The sequence below is a fragment of the Escherichia sp. Marseille-Q3837 genome (assembly GCF_916618735.1).
Classification (GTDB): Bacteria; Pseudomonadota; Gammaproteobacteria; order Enterobacterales; family Enterobacteriaceae; genus Escherichia; species Escherichia ruysiae.
This window is the reverse complement of the sequence record NZ_CAKAKC010000001.1, coordinates 4,047,214-4,068,694: the sequence shown is the minus strand read 5'-3', so window position 1 is coordinate 4,068,694 and position 21,481 is coordinate 4,047,214. Positions and strand designations below refer to the sequence as shown.

General features: G+C 53.2%; 20 protein-coding genes. 8 read left to right on the top strand and 12 right to left on the bottom strand.

Translation table 11 applies throughout. The annotated features are described in order from the left end of the window. Nucleotides 1–54: 54 nt before the first annotated feature. From potE to kdpF, 10 genes are all read right to left on the bottom strand, one after another. Entirely contained in the window at nt 55–1,374 is a 1,320-nt protein-coding gene (gene potE, locus LG381_RS19625; protein ID WP_225762810.1) for a putrescine-ornithine antiporter, read from the bottom strand. Next, nucleotides 1,371–3,569, bottom strand: a complete 2,199-nt coding sequence (gene speF, locus LG381_RS19620) for an ornithine decarboxylase SpeF (protein WP_225762809.1) — start codon at nt 3,567–3,569, stop codon at nt 1,371–1,373. The genes potE and speF overlap by 4 nt, the downstream gene beginning before the upstream one ends. A 304-nt stretch (nt 3,570–3,873) precedes the next feature. Beyond that, nucleotides 3,874–3,978 carry a leader peptide SpeFL gene (speFL, locus tag LG381_RS19615; RefSeq protein WP_107164369.1) on the bottom strand — a complete coding sequence of 35 codons (105 nt, stop codon included), beginning with the start codon at nt 3,976–3,978 and terminating at the stop codon, nt 3,874–3,876. After that, nucleotides 3,945–4,070 carry a TonB-dependent receptor gene (locus LG381_RS22450; protein WP_071987928.1) on the bottom strand — a complete coding sequence of 42 codons (126 nt, stop codon included), beginning with the start codon at nt 4,068–4,070 and terminating at the stop codon, nt 3,945–3,947. Before LG381_RS22450 ends, speFL begins: the two co-directional genes overlap by 34 nt. A gap of 167 nt (nt 4,071–4,237) precedes the next feature. Beyond that, on the bottom strand, nt 4,238–4,915 hold the full coding sequence (gene kdpE / locus LG381_RS19610) for a two-component system response regulator KdpE (protein ID WP_000186069.1): 678 nt from the start codon (nt 4,913–4,915) through the stop codon (nt 4,238–4,240). Then, nucleotides 4,912–7,596 carry a two-component system sensor histidine kinase KdpD gene (gene kdpD / locus LG381_RS19605; RefSeq protein WP_225762808.1) on the bottom strand — a complete coding sequence of 895 codons (2,685 nt, stop codon included), beginning with the start codon at nt 7,594–7,596 and terminating at the stop codon, nt 4,912–4,914. Before kdpD ends, kdpE begins: the two co-directional genes overlap by 4 nt. Further along, nucleotides 7,589–8,161, bottom strand: coding sequence for a K(+)-transporting ATPase subunit C (gene kdpC, locus LG381_RS19600; RefSeq protein WP_222680009.1), 573 nt, complete (start codon nt 8,159–8,161; stop codon nt 7,589–7,591). The genes kdpD and kdpC overlap by 8 nt, the downstream gene beginning before the upstream one ends. 8 nt (nt 8,162–8,169) lie before the next feature. Further along, a complete protein-coding gene (gene kdpB / locus LG381_RS19595) occupies nt 8,170–10,218 on the bottom strand; it encodes a potassium-transporting ATPase subunit KdpB (RefSeq protein ID WP_225762807.1) in 2,049 nt (682 codons plus the stop codon). Nucleotides 10,219–10,240: 22 nt separating this feature from the next. Beyond that, nucleotides 10,241–11,914 carry a potassium-transporting ATPase subunit KdpA gene (kdpA, locus tag LG381_RS19590; RefSeq protein ID WP_225762806.1) on the bottom strand — a complete coding sequence of 558 codons (1,674 nt, stop codon included), beginning with the start codon at nt 11,912–11,914 and terminating at the stop codon, nt 10,241–10,243. Beyond that, nucleotides 11,914–12,003 (bottom strand): K(+)-transporting ATPase subunit F, encoded by a 90-nt coding sequence (gene kdpF / locus LG381_RS19585; RefSeq protein ID WP_001365534.1) that lies wholly within the window; start codon nt 12,001–12,003, stop codon nt 11,914–11,916. Before kdpF ends, kdpA begins: the two co-directional genes overlap by 1 nt. A 313-nt stretch (nt 12,004–12,316) precedes the next feature. On the opposite strand from kdpF, the gene LG381_RS19580 reads away from it, so the two are divergent. The 3 genes from LG381_RS19580 to phrB all read left to right on the top strand — a co-directional run bounded on the left by LG381_RS19580 (nt 12,317) and on the right by phrB (nt 14,549). Continuing rightward, nucleotides 12,317–12,523 (top strand): YbfA family protein, encoded by a 207-nt coding sequence (locus tag LG381_RS19580; protein ID WP_000424926.1) that lies wholly within the window; start codon nt 12,317–12,319, stop codon nt 12,521–12,523. A 101-nt stretch (nt 12,524–12,624) separates the two neighbouring features. Then, complete coding sequence (locus tag LG381_RS19575) at nt 12,625–13,134, top strand: YbgA family protein (RefSeq protein ID WP_222680011.1); 510 nt, start codon at nt 12,625–12,627, stop codon at nt 13,132–13,134. Continuing rightward, nucleotides 13,131–14,549: a deoxyribodipyrimidine photo-lyase gene (gene phrB / locus LG381_RS19570; RefSeq protein WP_225762805.1), complete on the top strand. Its 1,419-nt coding sequence runs from the start codon at nt 13,131–13,133 to the stop codon at nt 14,547–14,549. The genes LG381_RS19575 and phrB overlap by 4 nt, the downstream gene beginning before the upstream one ends. Nucleotides 14,550–14,674: 125 nt before the next feature. Here phrB and dtpD read toward each other — a convergent pair whose 3' ends face one another. Beyond that, complete coding sequence (gene dtpD, locus LG381_RS19565) at nt 14,675–16,156, bottom strand: dipeptide permease DtpD (protein WP_222680013.1); 1,482 nt, start codon at nt 16,154–16,156, stop codon at nt 14,675–14,677. A 270-nt stretch (nt 16,157–16,426) separates the two neighbouring features. Between dtpD and ybgI the strand changes: the two genes are divergently transcribed. From ybgI to nei, 5 genes are read left to right on the top strand one after another with little or no spacing between them, the layout of a single operon-like run. After that, nucleotides 16,427–17,170, top strand: coding sequence for a radiation resistance protein YbgI (ybgI, locus tag LG381_RS19560; protein ID WP_000798867.1), 744 nt, complete (start codon nt 16,427–16,429; stop codon nt 17,168–17,170). A 22-nt stretch (nt 17,171–17,192) separates the two neighbouring features. Then, complete coding sequence (pxpB, locus tag LG381_RS19555) at nt 17,193–17,849, top strand: 5-oxoprolinase subunit PxpB (RefSeq protein ID WP_222680014.1); 657 nt, start codon at nt 17,193–17,195, stop codon at nt 17,847–17,849. Continuing rightward, nucleotides 17,843–18,775 carry a 5-oxoprolinase subunit PxpC gene (gene pxpC, locus LG381_RS19550; RefSeq protein WP_000912703.1) on the top strand — a complete coding sequence of 311 codons (933 nt, stop codon included), beginning with the start codon at nt 17,843–17,845 and terminating at the stop codon, nt 18,773–18,775. The genes pxpB and pxpC overlap by 7 nt, the downstream gene beginning before the upstream one ends. Beyond that, nucleotides 18,765–19,499 (top strand): 5-oxoprolinase subunit PxpA, encoded by a 735-nt coding sequence (gene pxpA / locus LG381_RS19545; protein WP_225762804.1) that lies wholly within the window; start codon nt 18,765–18,767, stop codon nt 19,497–19,499. Before pxpC ends, pxpA begins: the two co-directional genes overlap by 11 nt. A 35-nt stretch (nt 19,500–19,534) precedes the next feature. Then, the gene (gene nei / locus LG381_RS19540; RefSeq protein ID WP_222680016.1) at nt 19,535–20,326 is read left to right on the top strand and encodes an endonuclease VIII; all 792 of its coding nucleotides are present in this window, start codon (nt 19,535–19,537) and stop codon (nt 20,324–20,326) included. Here nei and LG381_RS19535 read toward each other — a convergent pair. Next, nucleotides 20,323–21,369 (bottom strand): AbrB family transcriptional regulator, encoded by a 1,047-nt coding sequence (locus LG381_RS19535; protein WP_225762803.1) that lies wholly within the window; start codon nt 21,367–21,369, stop codon nt 20,323–20,325. The genes nei and LG381_RS19535 overlap by 4 nt on opposite strands. Between the last annotated feature and the right edge of the window lie 112 nt (nt 21,370–21,481).

The window sequence follows — 21,481 nt, the reverse complement described above, 5'->3', positions numbered from 1 at the left end:
TTGTTAATAATCCCAAAGGGCGATCATTCGATCGCCCTTTTTTACTTCGCTTTATTAACCGTGTTTATTTTTCAGTTCAAAGCGGGGTGATACCAGACCATACAGTGTCCAGCCGAGGAAGGTCACGATGGAGCCATACAGCATGGCCTCTTCCCCAGACGAGTACAGCGCATAGAAGCTGTACATCGCACCAATAAAGGCAACAAAGTTAGCCACTTTCGCTTTAGCAGCCGGAACATTCGCTGCTTTCTGGATGATTACCAGTGCTGCCATCGACAGAATATACGGGATGATATTGGTCACCACGGCCAGGTTAACCAACACGTTGAACTGGCTGTTCAGCGACGGGCTAATGGTCATCAGCGATAATCCACTCTGGATAATCACAATGGTCAACATTCCCTGAACCGGTGCATCTACTTTGGTTACACGAGAGAAAATTTTCGGGAAGTACCCTTCATCGGCAGAAGATTTAAACACCTGGGCGATGGTGAACTGCCAGCCGAGCAATGAACCGCAGCAGGACATCACCATCAACGCCATAATCACTTTACCGACTTCTGGTGTGAACATTTGCGCGAAGGCCACTCCAAACGGTGCCGTTGAATTTGCCAGCTCCATATTTGGCACAATCCCGGCAATCACGTTAGTAGAGACGATATAAATTACTGCCGCACCCAACGTACCGCCAAGAACAGCAATTGGCACGTTACGTTCCGGGTTTTCTACCACTTCAGCATTCGCACAGGCAGACTCCAGACCGAGAAAAGCCCACAATGTCATGGCGATGGAAGAACCAACCGCGCTAAAGAAGGGCGCATGATGCGGATTCCAGGAGTCAGCGTAAAGCGTCGGGCTGAACCAGAACCAGCCGATAATGCACAGGCCAATTACCGGAATAATGACACCCCACACGGTAATGCTACTGATTTGCCCGGTAATGCGTGCACCACCAAAGTTAGCCACGGTACATACCCACAGCACAGCAATAGTGGCAAGACCAATCTGAACAGGCGAAAGGGTTGTGTCAAACAACTCAGTACCGTAGCCAACGGCGGAAATAGCGATGGCGACATTGGCAATCAGTAGCGACACACCGTAGGTATAGTTCGCCATGAAGTTACCGGATTTACCGAAGGCATATTCGGCATAACCCCCCATACCACCTGGTTTACGGCTATACATACCGCATTTTGCAAAGGCCCAGGCCAGCGCCATTGATCCTACAGCCGTCACTAGCCAGGAGATAATCGAGATCGTCCCGACTTCGGCTAGTTTGGTCGGCAGCATAATGATGCCGGAACCCATCATGTTGACCATCGTCAGTATGGTTAACTGCACGACGCCCATTTTATTCGCTTTAGCCTGACTCATAATTTTTCTCCCTTCAGCAGGGCGCTTTGTGCTTCGCTTGATTTGATGACATAGCACCAGACCTGTTTGCGACCGTCATGTTCTTCGATGTAGACCCCCTGTAATTCCGGCGCAAAACCTGGCAGCAGGTTAATGCCTTCTTCCAGGGCAATGAAGTAACGCAGAACTGAACCGCCCCAGACTTCACCCGGAACAACACACAGCACGCCCGGAGGATAAGGCAGGGCACCTTCGGCTGCGATACGCCCTTCTGCATCCGGCAGACGAACCAGCTCCACCTCACCGCGTAAGTAGGCGTAGTTAGCTTCTTGTGGATTCATGCTGACGCGAGGGAAGTGTTCCTTACGGAACATCTCTTTTTGCAGTTGTTTCACGTTATGACGGGCATACAGGTCGTGCATTTCCTGGCACAACTGACGCAGGGTATAACCGGCGTAACGGGCTTCATGCTGTTTGTAAATGGAAGGCAGTACGTCCGCCAGAGGCGCATCATCTTCCAGCAGTTTTTCGAAACGTGCCAGCAGGGCGACAAGCTGTTGTAGTTTGGCCATATCTTCTGCCGGAGTCAGCAGGAATAAAATGGAGTTAAGGTCGCATTTTTCTGGAACGACACTATTTTCACGCAGGAAGTTAGCGAGAATGGTTGCAGGAACACCGAATGCCTCATATTCGCCGTTACGTGCATCAATGCCTGGGGTAGTCAGTAGCAGCTTGCACGGATCGACAAAATATTGGTTTTCTGCGTAGCCTTCAAAAGAGTGCCAGTGTTCTCCTGGTACAAACTGGAAGAAGCGCAGGTCATTGGCAATTTCAGCGGTGGGGTATGACTGCCATGGCTTGCCATCCACCAGTTCAGGAACGAACGGACGAATATGATGACAGTTTTCAAGGATCAGTTTGCGTGCATCAATGCCATTCGCCACGCAGTCCATCCACATATTGCGACCGCTTACGCCTTCATGCATTTTAGCGTTGACGTCCAGTGCCGCGAACAACGGATAGAACGGGCTGGTAGAGGCATGCATCATAAAGGCATTGTTCATGCGTTTATGCGGTACATAACGCGGTTGCCCTTTGATATGGCGGTCTTTTTTATGAATTTGTGAAGTCTGGGAAAAACCTGCCTGCTGTTTATGGACTGATTGCGTAACCAGAATGCCCGGATCGTTTTCATTAAGCTCCAGCAGCAGCGGCGAACAGTCAGCCATCATCGGGATAAACTGCTCGTAGCCGACCCATGCGGAGTCAAACAGAATGTAGTCACACAGATGACCAATTTTATCCACCACCTGGCGGGCGTTATAAATAGTGCCGTCGTAGGTGCCTAACTGAATAACCGCGAGGCGGAACGGACGAGCCTCTTTTGCCCGCTGCGGTGCGACTTCTGCAATCAGTTCGCGCAGGTAATTTTCTTCGAAGCAGTGCGCATCAATGCCACCGATAAAGCCATACGGGTTACGTGCCGTTTCCAGATAAACCGGTGTTGCACCAGCCTGTAGCAACGCCCCGTGGTGATTAGATTTATGGTTATTGCGGTCAAACAGCACCAGATCGCCCGGTGTCAGCAGTGCGTTTAATACCACTTTGTTTGAAGAGGAGGTGCCGTTTAAAACGAAGTAGGTTTTATCGGCATTAAACACTTTTGCCGCATGTTGTTGTGCGATACACGGCGCACCTTCATGAATCAGCAGATCGCCCATCGCCACGTCAGCGTTGCACAAGTCGGAACGGAAAAGAGTTTCACCAAAATACTCTACAAACTGGTTACCTGCCGGATGGCGACGGAAAAATTCGCCGCCCTGATGACCGGGGCAATCAAACGCGCTGTTACCCTGATTGACATAATCAACCAGTGCGCGGAAGAAAGGCGGGCGCAGCTGCGTTTCATAATGGCTGGCTGCGGTTTCTAACTGGCGACCATAAAACGTTTTCCGCGCTTCGCAATGTTCGAAGACACCCGAAATACGTGACAGGTATTTTGCAGGCACATGTTCTTCATTTTCCGTGGCAATAAATACAGGAATGCCATAGCCAGTAGCGTCTATTTCATCGAGTTTTCCACGTTCAACATCATCGACCGATAAAACAATGGCAGCAACGTCAATATAATTACTTTCTTCAATATTCACGCATACACGATGAGTGGAAAAGTAATTCTGGCAAGAACGACTAACGGCAATTTTTAATTCTGACATTTTTCATCTCTTTATTTCAGGTAATAGCAGGTCCTCAATTTCTCAAAAGAGAAATTGATAACGCCGGAAAAAAGCAAAACATCACCCCTGATAAATAAATCAGTAGTTTGCTTTTTGTAGATGCAATAACCCGACCAGCCCGGTAACTGGCAATACTCTACCTATCCAGATTGCGGCGTAGCGATCTGAATTAATAAGGGTATAAAAGGGTTAGCAATGTATGAGCACCAGGGGATACAGGTATTAACCTGTTATGCTTAAAGACAGGGAGACCTGTATTTTGAGGTGCCCTTTAGTCAGAAGACTAGCGGGCATTAAAGAAATGAAAGTCAAAGCTATTGCGATGGGAAAACTTCATAATATGAGTTGTTCGCCTTATATGAGGCATTGCACGGTTATTATTTTCCATTTTCCTTTACCTTTTTCTGTATCAGTTGAAGGTGAAATTATTCTATCCATGAAAAGTCTCCGATCTGTGAAGAAGATCAAAAAAATAATCAAATCTAAATCGCTTAATCATTAAGCATCAATGACCCAGAATAGATTGTTATCTTGTTGTTTTGAGATTGTGAGTTCATTGTTTTTTATTCGCAGGTGCCTTAGTTCGGCCGAATAATATTTCAGCAGAACTAAGGTTAAAATTTAAAGCATGAAAAATGAATAAACATTCAAAGCATAAACCGATACCCAATACCGGTTTCAGTAATAAAATGGCGAGGCCGAGCCGGGTCTTGTTCCAGTTTTTGCCGCAGATGCCCCATATAAATCCGCAAATAGTGGCTGTGTTCAACCGCATTTGGCCCCCACACCTGGTTGAGTAACTGGCGCTGGGTGAGCACTTTCCCGGCGTTATTAAGCAGCACCGCCAGCAGGCGAAACTCAATCGGGGTAAGATGCACCTCCTCTTCACCGCGATGGATCACCCGAGCCGCTAAATCGACGGTAACATCAGAAAATTTCACCACCGGATCGGGCGCGGCGGTAGCTGAGTGGCGGCGTAAAGCGACGCGCAGACGCGCCTGCAATTCGCCAATGCCAAACGGTTTACTCAGGTAATCATCAGCTCCGGCATCCAGCGCGGCGATTTTGTCGCTCTCTTCACTACGTGCGGAAAGCACAATCACCGGCACCGCGCTCCACTGGCGCAGGTCGCGGATAAACTCAATCCCATCACCGTCGGGCAGACCGAGATCGAGAATAATTAAATCCGGCTTGCGGGTTGCCGCTTCCAGTAAGCCGCGTTGCAGCGTTTCGGCCTCAAAGACGCGCATACCATCGCCCTCCAGCGCCGTGCGCAGAAACCGACGAATAGCCTGTTCATCTTCAACAATCAGAACGTTTGTCACATATCCTCATGAAATTCTTCAAGTTCAGGGGCAGTTTGCTGGGGAAGTGTAACACGAAAACAGGCACCACCTTCCGGTCGGTTGAACGCGGTAATGGTGCCGCCGTGTACATCCACAATCGCCCGACAAATTGCCAGCCCAAGCCCTACACCCGGCACCGCCGATTCTTTATTCCCACGCGCAAACTTATCGAATATCGTCTGCTCCTGGCCTGGCGGAAGACCGGAGCCATTATCCCAGACATCCAGTTGTAGCTTCTCGCCCTCAACGTGGGCATCAATACCAATTTCGGCCTGCGCACCCGCGTATTTCACCGCGTTCTCCAGCAGATTAATCAGCACCCGTTCAAAGAGTGGTCCGTCAACGTGGATTAAAGTCAGCGGTTCTGGCAGAGAAAGGTTGATGGGCGACGATAATCCCGGTTCCAGCATTTGCAGCGCGCTGCCGACCACTTCTTCCAGCGTTAACCACTCTTTCTTCAAATTAAAGCCGCCGGACTGAATTCGCGCCATATCCAGTAGATTATTCACCAGTCGGGTAGTGTTCAGCACATGCTGGCGAATCTCGCTGGCCTGGCGGGCGTGGGGCGATCCTTCGCTTGCCAGATCGAGCGTTAAGATTTCAGCCTGACCGAACAGCACCGTAAGCGGAGTGCGTAAATCATGCGAAAGTGCCGCCAGCAGGGCGTTGCGGATCTGTTCACGTTCGCTTGCCATCCGCGCCTGTTCTTCGCTGGCGGTCAGCGTCAGGCGTTCCAGGGCATTGGCAACTAACAGCGTAAACGTCTCCAGCAGGCGCTGCTGTTCCGGGATCATCAACTGGCGCAGATTCCCCGGTTCCACCACCACCAGACCGTAGGTTTTCTCGCCGCTTTTTAACGGCAAAATCTGGTACGGCACGCCGGGTAACGTGTCGGTGCCCGCGCCCGCAGGCAGGCCTTTATCAAAACTCCACTGCGCGATGGCATCGTCCCACGGCGTCATTCCTTGCGGATGTGTCATTGGCTGCAATTTTCCATTGTCATCAGGCAGCAACACCTGACTGCGAGCATGAAACGTGGAGGCAATAAACTGTTCGCTGGTGGCGGCGATATCCTGCGAACTGCGGCCCACAGCCAGAGCTTTCGACATTTCATATAAGTGTCGTGTGCGTTGCTCGCGGTAGCGGGCTACCCGCGCCTGATAACGCACGCCAGCAGTAAGGTTCCCGATCACCAGTCCGACGGTTAACATCACCGTGAAGGTCAGCAGATACTGCACATCAGAGACGGCGAGCGTGCCGCGTGGGGCGATAAAAAAGAGATCGAAACTCACCACATTAATGACGGTGGCGACCACTGAAGGCCAGCGCCCATAAAATAGCGCCACCACTACTACGCCTAACAGATACAGCATCACCAGGTTGGCGGCATCAAACGCCATCAGCCACTGCATGGCAATTAAGGTGATAACGGCGCATAACGCGGCGGCAACCACGCATCCCTGAATCTGTACCCGCCACTTGTCTTTAAAAGAGCGGCTATCCGGCGCGTTGTTAATCGTGCGGGCGGGTGGTTCATCAAGCGCGACCAGCACCTGATCGAGATCGGGGGCGATGCGCGCCAGTCGGTCAGCAAACGTTTCCCGACGCCACCAGCGGCGCGAGGCCGGACGACCGAGAATAATCTTGCCGAGATTATGTTCACGGGCATAACGCACTACGGCTTTTTCTTCCGCTGGATCAGAAAGTGTTGCCGTCTCTGCGCCCAGCTCCTGCGCCAGACGTAAGGCGCGGAGAATTGCCCGACGTTTTTTCTCCGGTAAGCGGTGCAGGGCAGGGGTTTCAACATACACCGCGTGCCAGACGCTCCCCAGCCTTGACGCCAGCCGCGCCGCTGCGCGAACCAGTTTTTCGCTGCCGGTGTTATGGCCGATGCATAAAAGGATCGCGTCACGCGTGTGCCAGACTTTCTCTTCGCCAGGGTGCCCCCGCCAGGCGCGCATTTGCTCATCTACGCGATCGGCAGTACGGCGCAGAGCCAGTTCGCGCAGGGCGATCAGATTGCCTTTGCGGAAAAAATGTTCAATGGCGCGCTCCGCCTGCCCGGCAATGTAGACTTTGCCTTCTTTCAGCCGTTGACGTAGGTCGTCCGGGGGCAAGTCCACCAGCACCACGTCGTCGGCGGCATCGAAAAAAGGATCGGGCACGGTTTCCCGTACCTGAATTCCGGTGACGCCGCTGACCACATCGTTCAGGCTTTCCAGGTGCTGAACGTTAACGGTAGTGAAAACATCAATGCCAGCTTCCAGCAGCTCTTCGATGTCCTGCCAGCGTTTGGGATGACGGGAACCTGGCGCATTACTGTGCGCCAGTTCGTCCATTAAGATCAGTGCCGGACGGCGGGCGAGGGCGGCATCGAGATCAAACTCGCTGATGTGCCGCCCACGGTACGCCTGGCGTTTTAGCGGCAGAACAGCCAGCCCTTCCAGCATTGCGGCAGTATCTTTCCGACCGTGGGTTTCTACCACGCCAACCACAATATCCAGCCCTTGCGCCCGCAGTCGCTGTGCTTCTGCCAGCATCGCCCAGGTCTTCCCGACGCCTGCACAGGCACCGAAGAAAACTTTTAGCTTCCCCCGATGCGGCGCGGCAGTTTGTTCCAGCAGACGATCGGGGTCGGGACGTAAGGGTTCGTTATTCATCAAGTTTATCCAGCGCCAGATTGAGTTCAACAATGTTGACGACCGGCTGGCCGATAAATTTCACCAGCGGTTGTTGGCTGTATTTTGCGATCAGTTGCGTGAGCTGTTCAACGCTGAGATTACGCGCTTTCGCCACGCGTGGGATCTGCCAGGCCGCCGCTTGCGGGGTAATGTTATTGTCCAGCCCGCTTGCCGACGCCGTCACCAGTTCAACCGGAACGCTCGTGCTGGCATCCGGGTTTGCTGCCCGTAAGGCGGCAACGCGTGCAGCTATCTGTTTATCCTGCTCCGGGTTACTGACCGCCAGATTACTCCCGCCAGAAGCCTGTGGATTATAGGGCATTTCTGCCGTTGCCGATGGGCGACCATGAAAATAGCCGTTGCCGGTAAAATTCTGCCCGATTAACGCTGAGCCGCGTACCGTATCACCTTCACGAATCAACGAACCGTTGGCCTGCCAGGGAAACCACCATTGCCCCAGCGCGGTGGTCAGCAGCGGGTAAACACCGCCGGTAATCAATAACAGAAAGAGAAATGTCGATAATGCCGGACGTAATCCACGCATGGTAACCCTCACACCAGACCGCAAACGGTCAGCAGTAAATCAATCACTTTGATACCGATAAACGGCACCAGCAGCCCACCCAGACCGTAAATCCATAAGTTACGGCGCAACATGGCAGAAGCCGTAAGCGGTTTATAACTCACGCCTTTTAACGCCAGAGGAATCAAAAAGACGATAATCAAGGCGTTGAAAATCACCGCACTGAGAATGGCGGAGTCGGGCGAATGCAGGCGCATAATGTTCAGCGCATTTAACTGCGGATACGTTGCCGCGAACGCCGCCGGAATAATGGCGAAGTATTTCGCCACATCGTTAGCGATGCTGAAGGTGGTGAGCGAGCCACGGGTCATCAGCATCTGTTTGCCAATGTGCACCACCTCGATCAACTTGGTCGGGTTGGAGTCGAGATCCACCATATTGCCCGCTTCTTTCGCCGCCTGGGTGCCGGAGTTCATCGCCACCGCGACATCTGCCTGCGCCAGCGCCGGAGCATCGTTGGTGCCGTCGCCGGTCATCGCCACTAAACGGCCTTCTGCTTGATACTGACGAATCAACGCCAGCTTGGCCTCCGGTGTCGCTTCGGCGAGGAAATCATCGACGCCCGCTTCCGCAGCAATCGCGGCGGCAGTCAGACGGTTATCGCCGGTAATCATCACCGTTTTAATGCCCATTTTGCGCAGTTGCGCGAAACGCTCTTTTATGCCGCCTTTGACGATATCTTTCAGTGCAATAACGCCCAGCACACGGGAACCTTCTACTACTACCAGCGGCGTGGCACCCTGACGCGCAACGTTATCAACTTTTTGATCGACATCGGCAGGGAAGTGACCACCGTTAGCTTCAACATGGCGGCGAATGGCATCGACAGAACCTTTACGGATCATACGGTTGTCGATGTTGATCCCACTCATCCGGCTTTGCGCAGTAAACGGCACAAAAGTAGCGTGAAGCGACTGCACATCGCGCTCGCGCAGGTTAAAACGCTGCTTGGCGAGGATCACAATACTGCGGCCTTCCGGCGTTTCGTCGGCCAGCGAAGCCAGTTGTGCGGCATCGGCCAGCGTTTTTTCCTCTACGCCCTGCGCGGGGATAAACTCCGACGCCTGACGGTTACCTAGCGTGATGGTGCCGGTTTTATCCAGCAGCAGAACGTCAACGTCGCCTGCCGCTTCAACGGCACGTCCGCTGGTGGCGATCACATTGGCGCCCAGCATCCGGCTCATCCCGGCGACGCCGATCGCTGAAAGCAAGCCGCCAATAGTCGTTGGGATCAGACAGACCAGCAGCGCCACCAGTACCGTTACGCTGACCGCGTTACCGCCCCAGGCAGAAAATGGCCATAGCGTTGCGGTTGCCAGTAAAAAGACGATGGTCAGGGCAATCAGCAGGATGGTCAGGGCAATCTCGTTCGGCGTTTTGCGTCGCTGTGCGCCTTCCACCATCGCGATCATCCGATCCAAAAACGTCTCGCCGGGATTAACGCTGCACGCGATCACCAGCCAGTCAGAAAGAATACGCGTGCCGCCAGTGACGGAGGCAAAATCGCCGCCGGATTCACGGATCACCGGTGCCGATTCCCCGGTGATGGCGCTTTCATCGACCGATGCCCCCCCTTCAATAACTTCACCATCGCAGGGGATAATATCGCCAGCTTCTACCAGTACGATATCGCCTTTACGCAGTTGATCGGCAGGTACTTTGTCCGCCGCAGCGCCATATTTCGGCTCGCGCAGCTTGCGGGCAAAGGCGGTTTTTTTGACCCCTTTCAGACTGTTGGCCTGCGCTTTACTGCGGCCTTCTGCCAGCGCCTCGGCGAAATTAGCGAACAGCACGGTGATCCACAGCCAGCCACTAATTGCCGCGCTAAACAGCGCATTGCCAGGCATCGCGCCGCTTGCCATCGCGATGCTAATAACGGTGGTCAGCAGACTGCCTATCCAGACGATAAACATCACCGGATTGCGCCATTGCGCCTGCGGGTTTAATTTTTTCACCGCTTCTTTCAGCGCCTGAACGACAAGTGTTGGTTCGAATAGCGCCAGTTGTTTACGACTCATATTCAGTGCTCACTCAAGATCATCAGGAGAGATATTCCGCCACCGGACCAAGCGCCAGGGCAGGGATAAAGGTCAGTGCGCCAACCAGCAACACGGTGCCGATTAACAGGCCAACAAACAGCGGGCCGTGCGTAGGCAGCGTGCCGGAGCTGGCGGGTTGGCTCTTTTTACTCACCAGCGAACCGGCAATCGCCATCACCGGAATAATCACCCCGAAGCGACCGACAAACATGCAGAACGCCAGTAAACAGTTCCAGAATGGTGAGTTGGCGCTTAAGCCGGCAAAGGCGCTGCCATTGTTGTTGGCGGCGGACGACACGGCGTACAGCACTTCGCTAAAACCATGCGGGCCAGGGTTGAGCATGGCGCTACGTCCGGCGTCGGTCATCATTGCCAGCGCCGCGCCCATCAGCACCAGCGTCGGGGTGACCAGAATCGCCAGCGCGGTCAGTTTCATCTCGCGCACGTCGATCTTTTTACCCAGATATTCCGGTGTGCGACCAATCATCAGCCCGGCAATAAACACTGCCAGCAGGACGAACAGCATCATGCCGTAAAGGCCAGAACCAACGCCGCCGAATACCACTTCACCAATTTGCATCAACCACATCGGCACCATGCCACCAGGAGCGGTAAACGAATCATGCATCGCAATCACCGCACCGCAGGAAGCTGCTGTAGTCACGACTGCAAACAGGCTACTGACCAGCACGCCAAAACGGCTCTCTTTACCTTCCATATTGATGTTGCTGTCTGCGCCGAGTGCCAGCAGATGCGGATTACCCTGAACTTCTGCCCACATCACCACGCCTACGCAGATGACAAAAATCACCGACATCGCCCACAGCAACATGCGCCCCTGGCGGCGATCGCCCGCCACTTCGCCAAAGGCAAAACACAGCGCCGTTGGGATCAAGAAGATCGCCAGCATCTGCACGAAGTTGGTCAGTGCGGTTGGGTTTTCAAACGGATGCGACGAGTTGGCATTAAAGAAACCGCCGCCGTTAGTGCCGAGCATCTTGATCGCTTCCTGAGAAGCTACTGGTCCCATCGGTAACAGTTGTTGTACACCTTCAACGGTCGTCACCGGCTGATAGGGCAGAAAATTTTGCAGCGCACCTTGTTGAATAAAAAACAGTGCGATCAACAACGCCACAGGGGCTAACACCCATAACGTGATGCGTAGCAGATCGACCCAGGCATTGCCGAGCGTGCTCATGCTCTGGCGGGTAAATGCGCGGATGAGGGCAAAAATCACCGCAATCCCGCTGGCGGCAGAAAGAAAGTTTTGCACTGTTAAACCCGCCATCTGGCTGAAATAGCTCAACGTGGTTTCACCGCTATAAGATTGCCAGTTGGTATTCGTGACAAAGCTGACGGCGGTATTGAGCGCCAGATCCCACGACAGCCCCGGCAACTGCTGCGGATTAAGCGGCAGATAGTGCTGACCGAGCAACATAAAAAACAGCACCGCCAGCCCCAGCATGTTCAGGCAGAGAATGGCAGAGAGATATTGCTTCCAGTTCATCTCGCGACCAGAGACGCCAAGTGCGCGAAAGAGTACGCACTCAATGCCCGCCGTACCGGGAAGAGGAATATCATTAATCAGCCGCGCCAGCCCGCTGCCTAAAGGGCGCGCCACCACCATCAGCACCAGTAAAAACGTGGCGATCAGTAAGAACCCTTGCGCAGCCATCAGAACGCCTCCGCATTGATCAGGGCATAAACCAAATAACCCAGTAATAAAAACACCAGCAATACGCCGGCTATCACGCCTGCACTCACAGTGCACCTCCAGTGGCCTAAAAGTGATACCGGAAGGGTAGAATTCTGGCTGCAAAGATTTCGCAAAAATCTGCGGGCGGGGTGTAAAAAAAGTATAAAAATGGCAAAAGCCATGATTTAACTAATGATTAGTATTAATTTAACTTTCATGTAACTTAATTACACGGTGAATGTAAATAAACCATCAATAAGCAAAAATAAGTGGTCGGATGAGTAGTAAAATTACACAAAAGGCGGTACTATTTTCATCAGATAAACAAATTCATTTTTCCGGTGCCATTCACCGGGTAGATACAAAAAGGGGGAGAAAAGTATGGAACTCTACAGAGAATATCCTGCATGGCTTATCTTTTTACGCCGTACTTATGCGGTTGCAGCGGGCGTTCTGGCGCTGCCTTTCATGCTTTTCTGGAAAGACCGCGCCCGCTTTTACAGCTACCTGCATCGCGTCTGGTCGAAAACCAGCGAGAAACCGGTGTGGATGGATCAGGCCGAAAAGGCAACCGGTGATTTTTATTGATTGCTAAACACTAAGTTCAAAGAAAACCGCCAGCGGAAACGCTGGCGGTTTTTTTGTTTTCGCCGTCTACACTTACTCCTGTAAACCGCTCAGGAGCAGTAATGAATCAGCAACTTTTTGATGAAAGCACCCTAATCCGTATCTTCGCGCTTCACGAGTTACACCGTCTTAAAGAGCGAGGCTTAACGCGCGGTATGCTCAACGATTATCACAGCCGCTATAAACTCGTATTTCTGGCTCATTCTCAGCCCGAGTACCGCAAGCTCGGCCCGTTCGTGGCAGATATTCACCAGTGGCATAATCTGGAGGAGTATTACAACCAGTATCGCCAGCGCGTAATTATTTTGCTTTCTCACCCCGCCAACCCGCGCGATCACACCAACGTTTTGATGCACGTTCAGGGGTATTTTCGTCCCCATCTTGATTCCACAGAACGTCAGCAACTGGCGGCGCTTATCGACAGTTATCGATGTGGCGAGCAACCGCTTCTTGCGCCGCTGATGCGTATCAAACACTATATGGCGCTTTATCCTAATGCCTGGCTTTCAGGGCAACGTTATTTCGAACTTTGGCCGCGTGTTATTAACTTGCGCCATGCAGGAGTTTTATGACCACCCATCTGGTCTGGTTTCGCCAGGATTTACGTCTGCACGATAATCTCGCGCTGGCTGCTGCCTGCCGCAATTCATCTGCACACGTGGTGGCGCTGTTTATTGCCACACCGCAGCAGTGGGCAGCGCATAATATGTCGCCGCGTCAGGCTGAACTTATCAATGCTCAACTGAACGGGCTACAAATCGCGCTGGCGGAAAAAGGTATTCCTTTGTTATTTCATGAAGTGGATGACTTTGCTGCCAGCGTCGAAATGGTTAAACAGGTGTGCGTGGAAAACGGCATTACCCATTTGTTTTATAACTATCAGTATGAAGTGAATGAGCGAGCGCGGGATGCTCTGGTTGAGAAAACGCTTTGTAACGTGGTGTGTGAAGGATTTGATGACAGCGTGATCCTGCCACCTGGCGCGGTGATGACCGGTAACTATGAGATGTACAAAGTCTTTACGCCATTTAAAAATGCCTGGCTGAAACGGCTGCGGGAAGGGATGCCGGAGTGCGTCGCTGCACCAAAAGTACGTAGTAGCGGATCGATAGACCCCGCACCATCCATTTCGCTGAATTACCCTCGTCAGCCTTTCGACACAGCATATTTCCCGGTGGAAGAAAAAGTGGCGATCGCGCAATTACGCCAGTTTTGCCAGAACGGAGCAGGGCTGTACGAGCAACAGCGTGATTTCCCGGCAGTGGAAGGCACCAGCCGTTTGTCCGCTAGTCTGGCAACGGGAGGATTATCGCCTCGCCAGTGTTTACATCGCCTGCTGGCGGAACAACCGCAGGCGATGGAGGGCGGGGCAGGTAGCGTCTGGCTTAATGAGTTGATTTGGCGCGAGTTTTACCGTCACCTGATAACGTATTACCCCTCGCTGTGTAAACATCGTCCGTTTATTGCCTGGACTGACCGCGTACAGTGGCAAAGCAATCCCGCGCATTTAAAGGCCTGGCAGGAAGGCAAAACGGGATACCCGATTGTCGATGCCGCCATGCGTCAGCTTAACAGCACTGGCTGGATGCATAACCGTCTGCGGATGATCACAGCTAGCTTTCTGGTGAAAGATTTGTTGATCGACTGGCGCGAAGGGGAGCGGTATTTCATGTCGCAGCTGATTGATGGTGATTTGGCAGCCAATAACGGTGGCTGGCAGTGGGCGGCTTCCACCGGAACCGACGCTGCGCCGTATTTTCGTATTTTCAACCCGACAACCCAGGGCGAGAAATTTGACCGCGAAGGCGAGTTTATCCGCCAGTGGTTACCGGAGCTGCGCGATGTGCCGGGAAAATCGGTGCATGAGCCGTGGAAGTGGGCAGAGAAAGCGGGTGTGAAGCTGGATTATCCAGAGCCGATTGTCGATCACAAAGAAGCGAGAGTACGAACGTTGGCAGCGTATGAGGCGGCGAGGAAGGGGAAATAACAAACGCATCAGGCAGTTGTGCCCAGATGCCGGATGCGACGTGAACGCCGTATCCGGCCTGATAGTGCAAATTTAATGAGCCATTCAGGCGTGATAAGACGCGTCAGCGTCGCATCAGGCGCTTATTAAGACTCCAGCGCCAGCGCGCGATTTCTGAACTTCAGCGTCTGGTACAGCCAAATCATCAGTACCAGTCCTACACACGCCAGTGCGCCCCAGGTAATTTGATCAAATACTTCAATATATGCATTGATGGAGTAGTTGATCGCCCCGGAAGCATCAAACGAAGCTTGCGATGTCTGATCGGCAATTACACCCGCCAGATAGTTCGCAATCGCGCCGGAAAGCAGCATATAAATTCCGGTTAATACGCCGGTCACGCCGGGGATTTCAATACGCGTAATTTGCGACATGGCTACCGGATCGATGAACAGTTCGGCAAAGCCCATCACTGCCAGCCCCAGAACCATCAGCGGCAGGGAAGAGTGTCCATATATCGCAGACCAGCGGGCGCTTAAGGTCAGAATGCAGAATCCGGCGCTCATCAGACCGAGGCCAAGAGCAAATTTTCCCCAAATGCGCACGGTACGATTTCCCGCGACGCTCTCTTTTACCACCCACGCAAGGAACACCCCACACAGCATGACCGCGAAGGCATTAATCGACTGGAACATCGCCGTAGGAACGGTATAACCGAAAATATCGCGGTTAACGAAACGGTCGATATAAAGGCTAATCGAACTGCCGCCCTGTTGTGCGAAGGCCCAGAACAACATACTGAAGAAGGTAAGGGTAACAATCAGCCCCAGTTCTTTACGCTGTTTCTGATTTTCTGCCTTGCGATAAATTTTTGCCAGCACCGCCAGTCCAATCACCGTGGCAACAATTAAGGCGTATACCGACCACTCTTTCCAGAACAATACAGTAATCAGCGCGGGCGTTGCGACCAGCAGAACCAGCAGCCATCCCCAGTTTGGCAGGAGAAAGTTTTTCGCACACAGCACCTCTTTATTAACGCCCCGGGTATGAGCGAAATGACGATTGCCGCATAAGAAAATGACCAGTCCGGCGATCATCCCGACCGCAGCCAGGCCAAAGCCCATTGCCCAGCTGTATTCTTCCTGGGCGTAACCACAGGCGATAGGGGCGATAATAGAACCCACGTTACCCGCCGCATACATCAGCGAGAAACCGCCATCACGACGCGGATCGGTTGGCTCATAGAGTTCGCCAAGCAGGCAACTGACGTTGGATTTAAACAGGCCATAGCCGCAGACGATAATCGCCAGCGACAAATAGAGGAATGTCGGATGGATCTCGCTGGCGCCCAGCACCAGATGCCCGATCGCCATCAACAACGCTCCCAGCATTACCGCCATACGGTTGCCGAGCACTTTATCGGCCAGGAAACCGCCAAGAATTGGCGTGACATATACCAGTGAACAGTAGGCACTGAATAACGCGTAAGCGTGGGTATCGTTGTACTTCAGTTGATTGGTGAGATAGAGAATCAGCAGGGCGCGCATTCCGTAGAAGCTAAAATATTCCCAGATTTGTAGCGCGACAACGTAGTAGATAGCGCGCGGCTGTGATGCGTGTTTATTCATAATAATTCCACAGTTGGATGCGACGCCACGTAATAAAAGCGCGGTGTGCGTGTGTTTCCTTAAAGTTAAAACCTTGATACAGATCTGATTATTTATGCAATATGCTGTCTGTTTGCATAAATATACATGAACTGAGGTGTGGTGAAATAAACAATTTGCGCCTTTTGGCCGCCTGTTTGTTTCTTAATATGTCAAAAGATTGGCTATCGACGAACAGGCGAGGTAACGCTATGTTAACGGTGTAGCTATCAGAATACGGAAGGCGCGAAGATGAAAAACACCGAACTGGAACAACTGATTAACGAAAAACTGAACAGCGCGGCGATAAGTGATTACGCGCCGAATGGTTTGCAGGTGGAAGGCAAAGAGACGGTGCAAAAAATTGTTACCGGTGTCACCGCCAGCCAGGCGCTGCTCGATGAAGCGGTGCGTCTGGGCGCGGATGCGGTCATTGTGCATCATGGCTATTTCTGGAAAGGCGAATCGCCGGTCATTCGCGGCATGAAGCGTAACCGTTTAAAAACCTTGCTGGCGAATGATATCAACCTGTATGGCTGGCATCTGCCACTGGACGCACATCCGGAGCTGGGTAATAACGCACAACTGGCGGCGTTACTGGGGATCACGGTCATGGGCGAAATTGAGCCGTTGGTGCCGTGGGGCGAACTGACCATGCCTGTGCCGGGGCTGGAACTGGCTTCCTGGATTGAAGCGCGTCTGGGACGCAAGCCGTTGTGGTGTGGCGATACCGGACCTGATGTAGTGAAACGCGTCGCCTGGTGCACGGGCGGCGGGCAAAGTTTTATCGATAGCGCCGCGCGTTTTGGCGTGGATGCATTTATTACTGGCGAAGTTTCTGAACAGACCATTCATTCAGCCCGCGAGCAGGGATTGCATTTTTATGCCGCAGGTCACCATGCCACTGAACGCGGCGGTATTCGCGCGTTGAGCGAGTGGCTGAATGAAAATACCGATCTTGATGTGACCTTTATTGATATTCCTAATCCTGCATAACGAATAATCAGAGGGATCGAAAGTGCAACGAGCGCGTTGTTATCTGATAGGTGAAACGGCGGTAGTGTTGGAACTGGAACCGCCAGTGACGCTGGCTAGCCAGAAACGGATCTGGCGACTGGCGCAGCGTCTGGTGGATATGCCGAATGTGGTGGAAGCCATTCCCGGCATGAACAATATCACGGTGATTTTGCGCAATCCTGAGTCGCTGGCGCTGGATGCCATTGAGCGTTTGCAACGCTGGTGGGAGGAGAGTGAGGCGCTGGAACCGGAGTCACGCCATATCGAAATCCCGGTGGTTTACGGCGGCGTTGGCGGGCCGGATTTGGCGGTGGTCGCGGCGCATTGTGGGTTGAGCGAGAAACAGGTTGTTGAATTGCACTCCTCCGTGGAATACGTGGTCTGGTTTTTAGGTTTTCAACCGGGCTTCCCGTATCTCGGGAGCTTGCCGGAACAACTACACACGCCACGGCGCGCTGAACCGCGCTTGCTCGTTCCGGCAGGTTCTGTCGGGATCGGCGGGCCGCAGACCGGTGTTTATCCGCTGGCAACGCCGGGTGGCTGGCAGTTGATTGGTCATACCTCACTCAGCCTGTTTGATCCGGCGCGTGACGAACCCATCTTATTACGTCCTGGAGATAGCGTGCGCTTTGTGCCGCAGAAGGAGGGAGTATGTTGAAAATTATTCGTGCGGGGATGTATACCACCGTGCAGGATGGTGGTCGTCACGGTTTTCGCCAGTCGGGTATCAGCCATTGCGGCGCACTGGATATACCCGCGCTGCGCATTGCTAATCTGCTGGTGGGGAATGATGCCAACGCTCCCGCACTGGAAATTACGCTCGGTCAGTTAACGGTTGAATTTGAACGCGATGGTTGGTTTGCCCTGACCGGCGCAGGTTGTGAAGCGCGGCTGGATGATAACGCCGTCTGGACCGGCTGGCGCTTGCCGATGAAAGCAGGCCAGCGTTTAACCCTTAAACGTCCGCAACATGGTGTTCGTAGCTATCTGGCGGTGGCGGGCGGTATTGATGTCCCGCCAGTGATGGGGTCATGCAGTACCGATCTCAAAGTGGGGATTGGCGGGCTGGAAGGGCGTTTACTAAAGGATGGTGACCGGCTCCCGATTGGCAAAGCGAAGCGGGATTTTATGGAAGCACAGGGCGTTAAACAGCTACTGTGGGGCAACCGCATTCGCGCCTTGCCGGGGCCGGAATATCATGAGTTCGATCGCGCCTCGCAGGATGCATTCTGGCGTTCGCCCTGGCAACTTAGCCCGCAAAGCAACCGGATGGGCTATCGCTTACAGGGGCAAATCTTAAAACGCACCACCGATCGTGAACTGTTATCTCACGGTTTGCTACCGGGCGTGGTGCAGGTGCCGCATAACGGGCAGCCCATTGTGCTAATGAACGACGCGCAAACCACCGGCGGTTACCCGCGCATTGCCTGCATTATTGAAGCCGACATGTATCATCTGGCGCAAATCCCACTCGGACAGCCCATTCATTTTGTCCAGTGTTCACTGGAAGAGGCACTAAAAGCGCGGCAAGATCAGCAACGTTATTTCGAACAATTAGCGTGGCGGCTGCACAATGAAAATTGACCTGAACGCCGATCTGGGCGAAGGCTGTGCCAGTGACGCTGAACTGTTAACGCTGGTTTCCTCAGCCAATATTGCCTGTGGATTTCATGCAGGCGACGCGCAAACCATGCTGGCAAGCGTGCGTGAAGCAATAAAAAATGGCGTAGCGATTGGCGCGCACCCGAGTTTTCCCGACAGGGAAAATTTTGGTCGTAGCGCCATGCAACTGCCGCCGGAAATGGTTTATGCCCAGACGCTGTATCAAATTGGCGCGCTGGCAGCGATTGTCCGTGCAGAAGGTGGTGTGATGCGCCACGTCAAACCGCACGGTATGTTGTATAACCAGGCGGCGAAAGACGCACAACTGGCAGATGCCATCGCCAGAGCGGTATACGCTTGCGATCCGGCATTGATTCTTGTCGGGCTGGCGGGAAGCGAGCTGATCCGTGCAGGCAAGCGTAATGGCCTGACAACGCGCGAGGAAGTGTTTGCCGATCGCGGTTATCAGGCTGACGGCTCGCTGGTGCCGCGAAGCCAGCCAGGCGCGTTGATTGAAAACGAAGAACAGGCGCTGGCGCAGACGCTGGAGATGGTGCAACACGGCAGAGTCAAAAGTATCACCGGCGAATGGGCGAAGGTCACGGCGCAAACGGTCTGCCTGCATGGCGACGGCGAGCACGCACTGGCGTTCGCCCGCCGACTACGCGCTACATTTACCAAAAAGGGGATTGTTGTCGCAGCATAATCCCGCTGAACAAAGAACGAAAAAAGGATATCACCATGCCTGAAGGCCCGGAGATCCGCCGTGCAGCGGATAACCTGGAGGCGGCGATCAAAGGCAAACTACTAACTGATGTCTGGTTTGCCTTCCCGCAGTTAAAACCGTATCAATCACAACTTATTGGTCAACACGTCACCCATGTGGAAACTCGTGGTAAGGCGTTGTTAACTCATTTTTCTGATGGTTTAACGCTCTATAGCCATAATCAGCTTTACGGCGTGTGGCGCGTGGTTGATACCGGCGAAGAGCCGCAGACCACGCGGGTGCTGCGGGTAAAACTGCAAACGGCTGACAAAACCATTCTGCTTTATAGCGCCTCGGATATTGAGATGTTGACCCCGGAACAACTGACCACACATCCGTTTTTACAACGCGTTGGCCCCGATGTGCTGGATCCGAATCTGACGCCGGAGGTGGTGAAAGAACGGTTATTATCGCCGCGCTTTCGTAATCGGCAGTTTGCTGGATTACTGCTCGATCAGGCGTTTCTGGCAGGGCTTGGCAATTATTTGCGGGTGGAGATCCTCTGGCAGGTCGGGTTGACCGGAAGTCATAAAGCGAAAGATCTCAATGTGGCGCAACTGGATGCACTCGCGCACGCGCTACTGGATATTCCGCGTCTTTCTTACGCTACGCGGGGGCAGGTGGATGAGAATAAACATCATGGGGCGCTGTTTCGCTTTAAAGTTTTTCATCGTGATGGCGAGAAGTGCGAACGCTGTGGCGGCATCATTGAGAAAACCATGTTGTCATCGCGCCCGTTTTACTGGTGTCCAGGCTGCCAGCACTAGGCCGACCGCTTCGGCGCATAAGTTGAAATAAACCGTGCAATGGCAGGCCCCGTCAGCAAAATACTGAACAAGCGCAGGGTTTGCATCGCCATGATGAACGCCATATCGGCATTGCTCCCTGCGGCGATGACCGCCACCGTATCAAGCCCGCCGGGGCTGGTGGCGAGATAGGCGGTCATAAAATCAATATGCATAAACCGGGTCAGCCCCCACGCCATACCCGCACAAATAGCCAGCAGAGCAAAAATCGACAGCAGGATTTGCGGTAGTGGGCGCAATGCCCGCAGTAATATTTGTTTATCGAAACCAAGACCAATCCGCCAGCCAATTGCCATATACGTCATCGCCAGCAGCCATTCTGGTAGTTCGATGGTGATGAGCTGACCAGACTGGAGCACTGCGCCCGCCAGCATCGGGATGAGCATCGTGCCGGAAGGAAGACGTAGCAGGCATCCCACTGTACCGGCAACCACTGCGAGCAAAATCGTAAGCATAAGATTAATGCTCACTGGCGGGAACCAGATAATCTGTTGATTAACCGCTTCAGCGTTATCGCCCAGCATCATCCGCGTAACCAGAACTGCCGCACCTGCGACAAACAGTACCCGCAGATATTGCATAAACGCCACCAGACGGATATCTGCGCCGTAATCCTGCGCCATAGCGACCATTGCCGCTGCGCCGCCGGGGGAGGAACCCCAGGCACCGGTATTCCCAGGCAGTGAGCTATAGCGCACCAATAGCCAGCCCACGATGGCGCTGGAAAGCAGCGTCACCAGTAAAATAGCTAACACGATCGGCCAGTTAACGGCCAGGGTGGTGAGAATCGAACCAGTGAGGTTTTGCGCAATCATGCAGCCAAGAATGGCCTGCGCAGCAAGAAAAGCGGAGCGAGGGAGTTGCAGAGTTATTCCGCGCATACTGAAGATGATCCCGGCGATCATCGGCCCAAGTAATAGCGCCGCCGGGAGATGTACCGCGAGGAAGCCAATAGAAAGGAGAAGTGATAGTACACATAACATTCCCCACTGCAAAACTGGCATCCTTCGCTCCTTCATTATTATCTCTTTGGTGTATCGATACAGCATAAAGAAAGCCGGGTCTGGAAAAAATAACGGTAATCAAGGAAAAGGAGGAAATGAGTAATTATCTGAA

Excerpts from the sequence above, each read along its gene's own strand:
- potE (WP_225762810.1), bottom strand. The coding sequence starts at position 1,374 with ATGAGTCAGGCTAAAGCGAATAAAATGGGCGTCGTGCAGTTAACCATA.
- speF (WP_225762809.1), bottom strand. The coding sequence starts at position 3,569 with ATGTCAGAATTAAAAATTGCCGTTAGTCGTTCTTGCCAGAATTACTTT.
- speFL (WP_107164369.1), bottom strand. The coding sequence starts at position 3,978 with ATGGAAAATAATAACCGTGCAATGCCTCATATAAGGCGAACAACTCAT.
- kdpD (WP_225762808.1), bottom strand. The coding sequence starts at position 7,596 with ATGAATAACGAACCCTTACGTCCCGACCCCGATCGTCTGCTGGAACAA.
- kdpC (WP_222680009.1), bottom strand. The coding sequence starts at position 8,161 with ATGCGTGGATTACGTCCGGCATTATCGACATTTCTCTTTCTGTTATTG.
- kdpB (WP_225762807.1), bottom strand. The coding sequence starts at position 10,218 with ATGAGTCGTAAACAACTGGCGCTATTCGAACCAACACTTGTCGTTCAG.
- kdpA (WP_225762806.1), bottom strand. The coding sequence starts at position 11,914 with ATGGCTGCGCAAGGGTTCTTACTGATCGCCACGTTTTTACTGGTGCTG.
- LG381_RS19580 (WP_000424926.1), top strand. The coding sequence starts at position 12,317 with ATGGAACTCTACAGAGAATATCCTGCATGGCTTATCTTTTTACGCCGT.
- LG381_RS19575 (WP_222680011.1), top strand. The coding sequence starts at position 12,625 with ATGAATCAGCAACTTTTTGATGAAAGCACCCTAATCCGTATCTTCGCG.
- phrB (WP_225762805.1), top strand. The coding sequence starts at position 13,131 with ATGACCACCCATCTGGTCTGGTTTCGCCAGGATTTACGTCTGCACGAT.
- dtpD (WP_222680013.1), bottom strand. The coding sequence starts at position 16,156 with ATGAATAAACACGCATCACAGCCGCGCGCTATCTACTACGTTGTCGCG.
- ybgI (WP_000798867.1), top strand. The coding sequence starts at position 16,427 with ATGAAAAACACCGAACTGGAACAACTGATTAACGAAAAACTGAACAGC.
- pxpC (WP_000912703.1), top strand. The coding sequence starts at position 17,843 with ATGTTGAAAATTATTCGTGCGGGGATGTATACCACCGTGCAGGATGGT.
- pxpA (WP_225762804.1), top strand. The coding sequence starts at position 18,765 with ATGAAAATTGACCTGAACGCCGATCTGGGCGAAGGCTGTGCCAGTGAC.
- nei (WP_222680016.1), top strand. The coding sequence starts at position 19,535 with ATGCCTGAAGGCCCGGAGATCCGCCGTGCAGCGGATAACCTGGAGGCG.
- LG381_RS19535 (WP_225762803.1), bottom strand. The coding sequence starts at position 21,369 with ATGCCAGTTTTGCAGTGGGGAATGTTATGTGTACTATCACTTCTCCTT.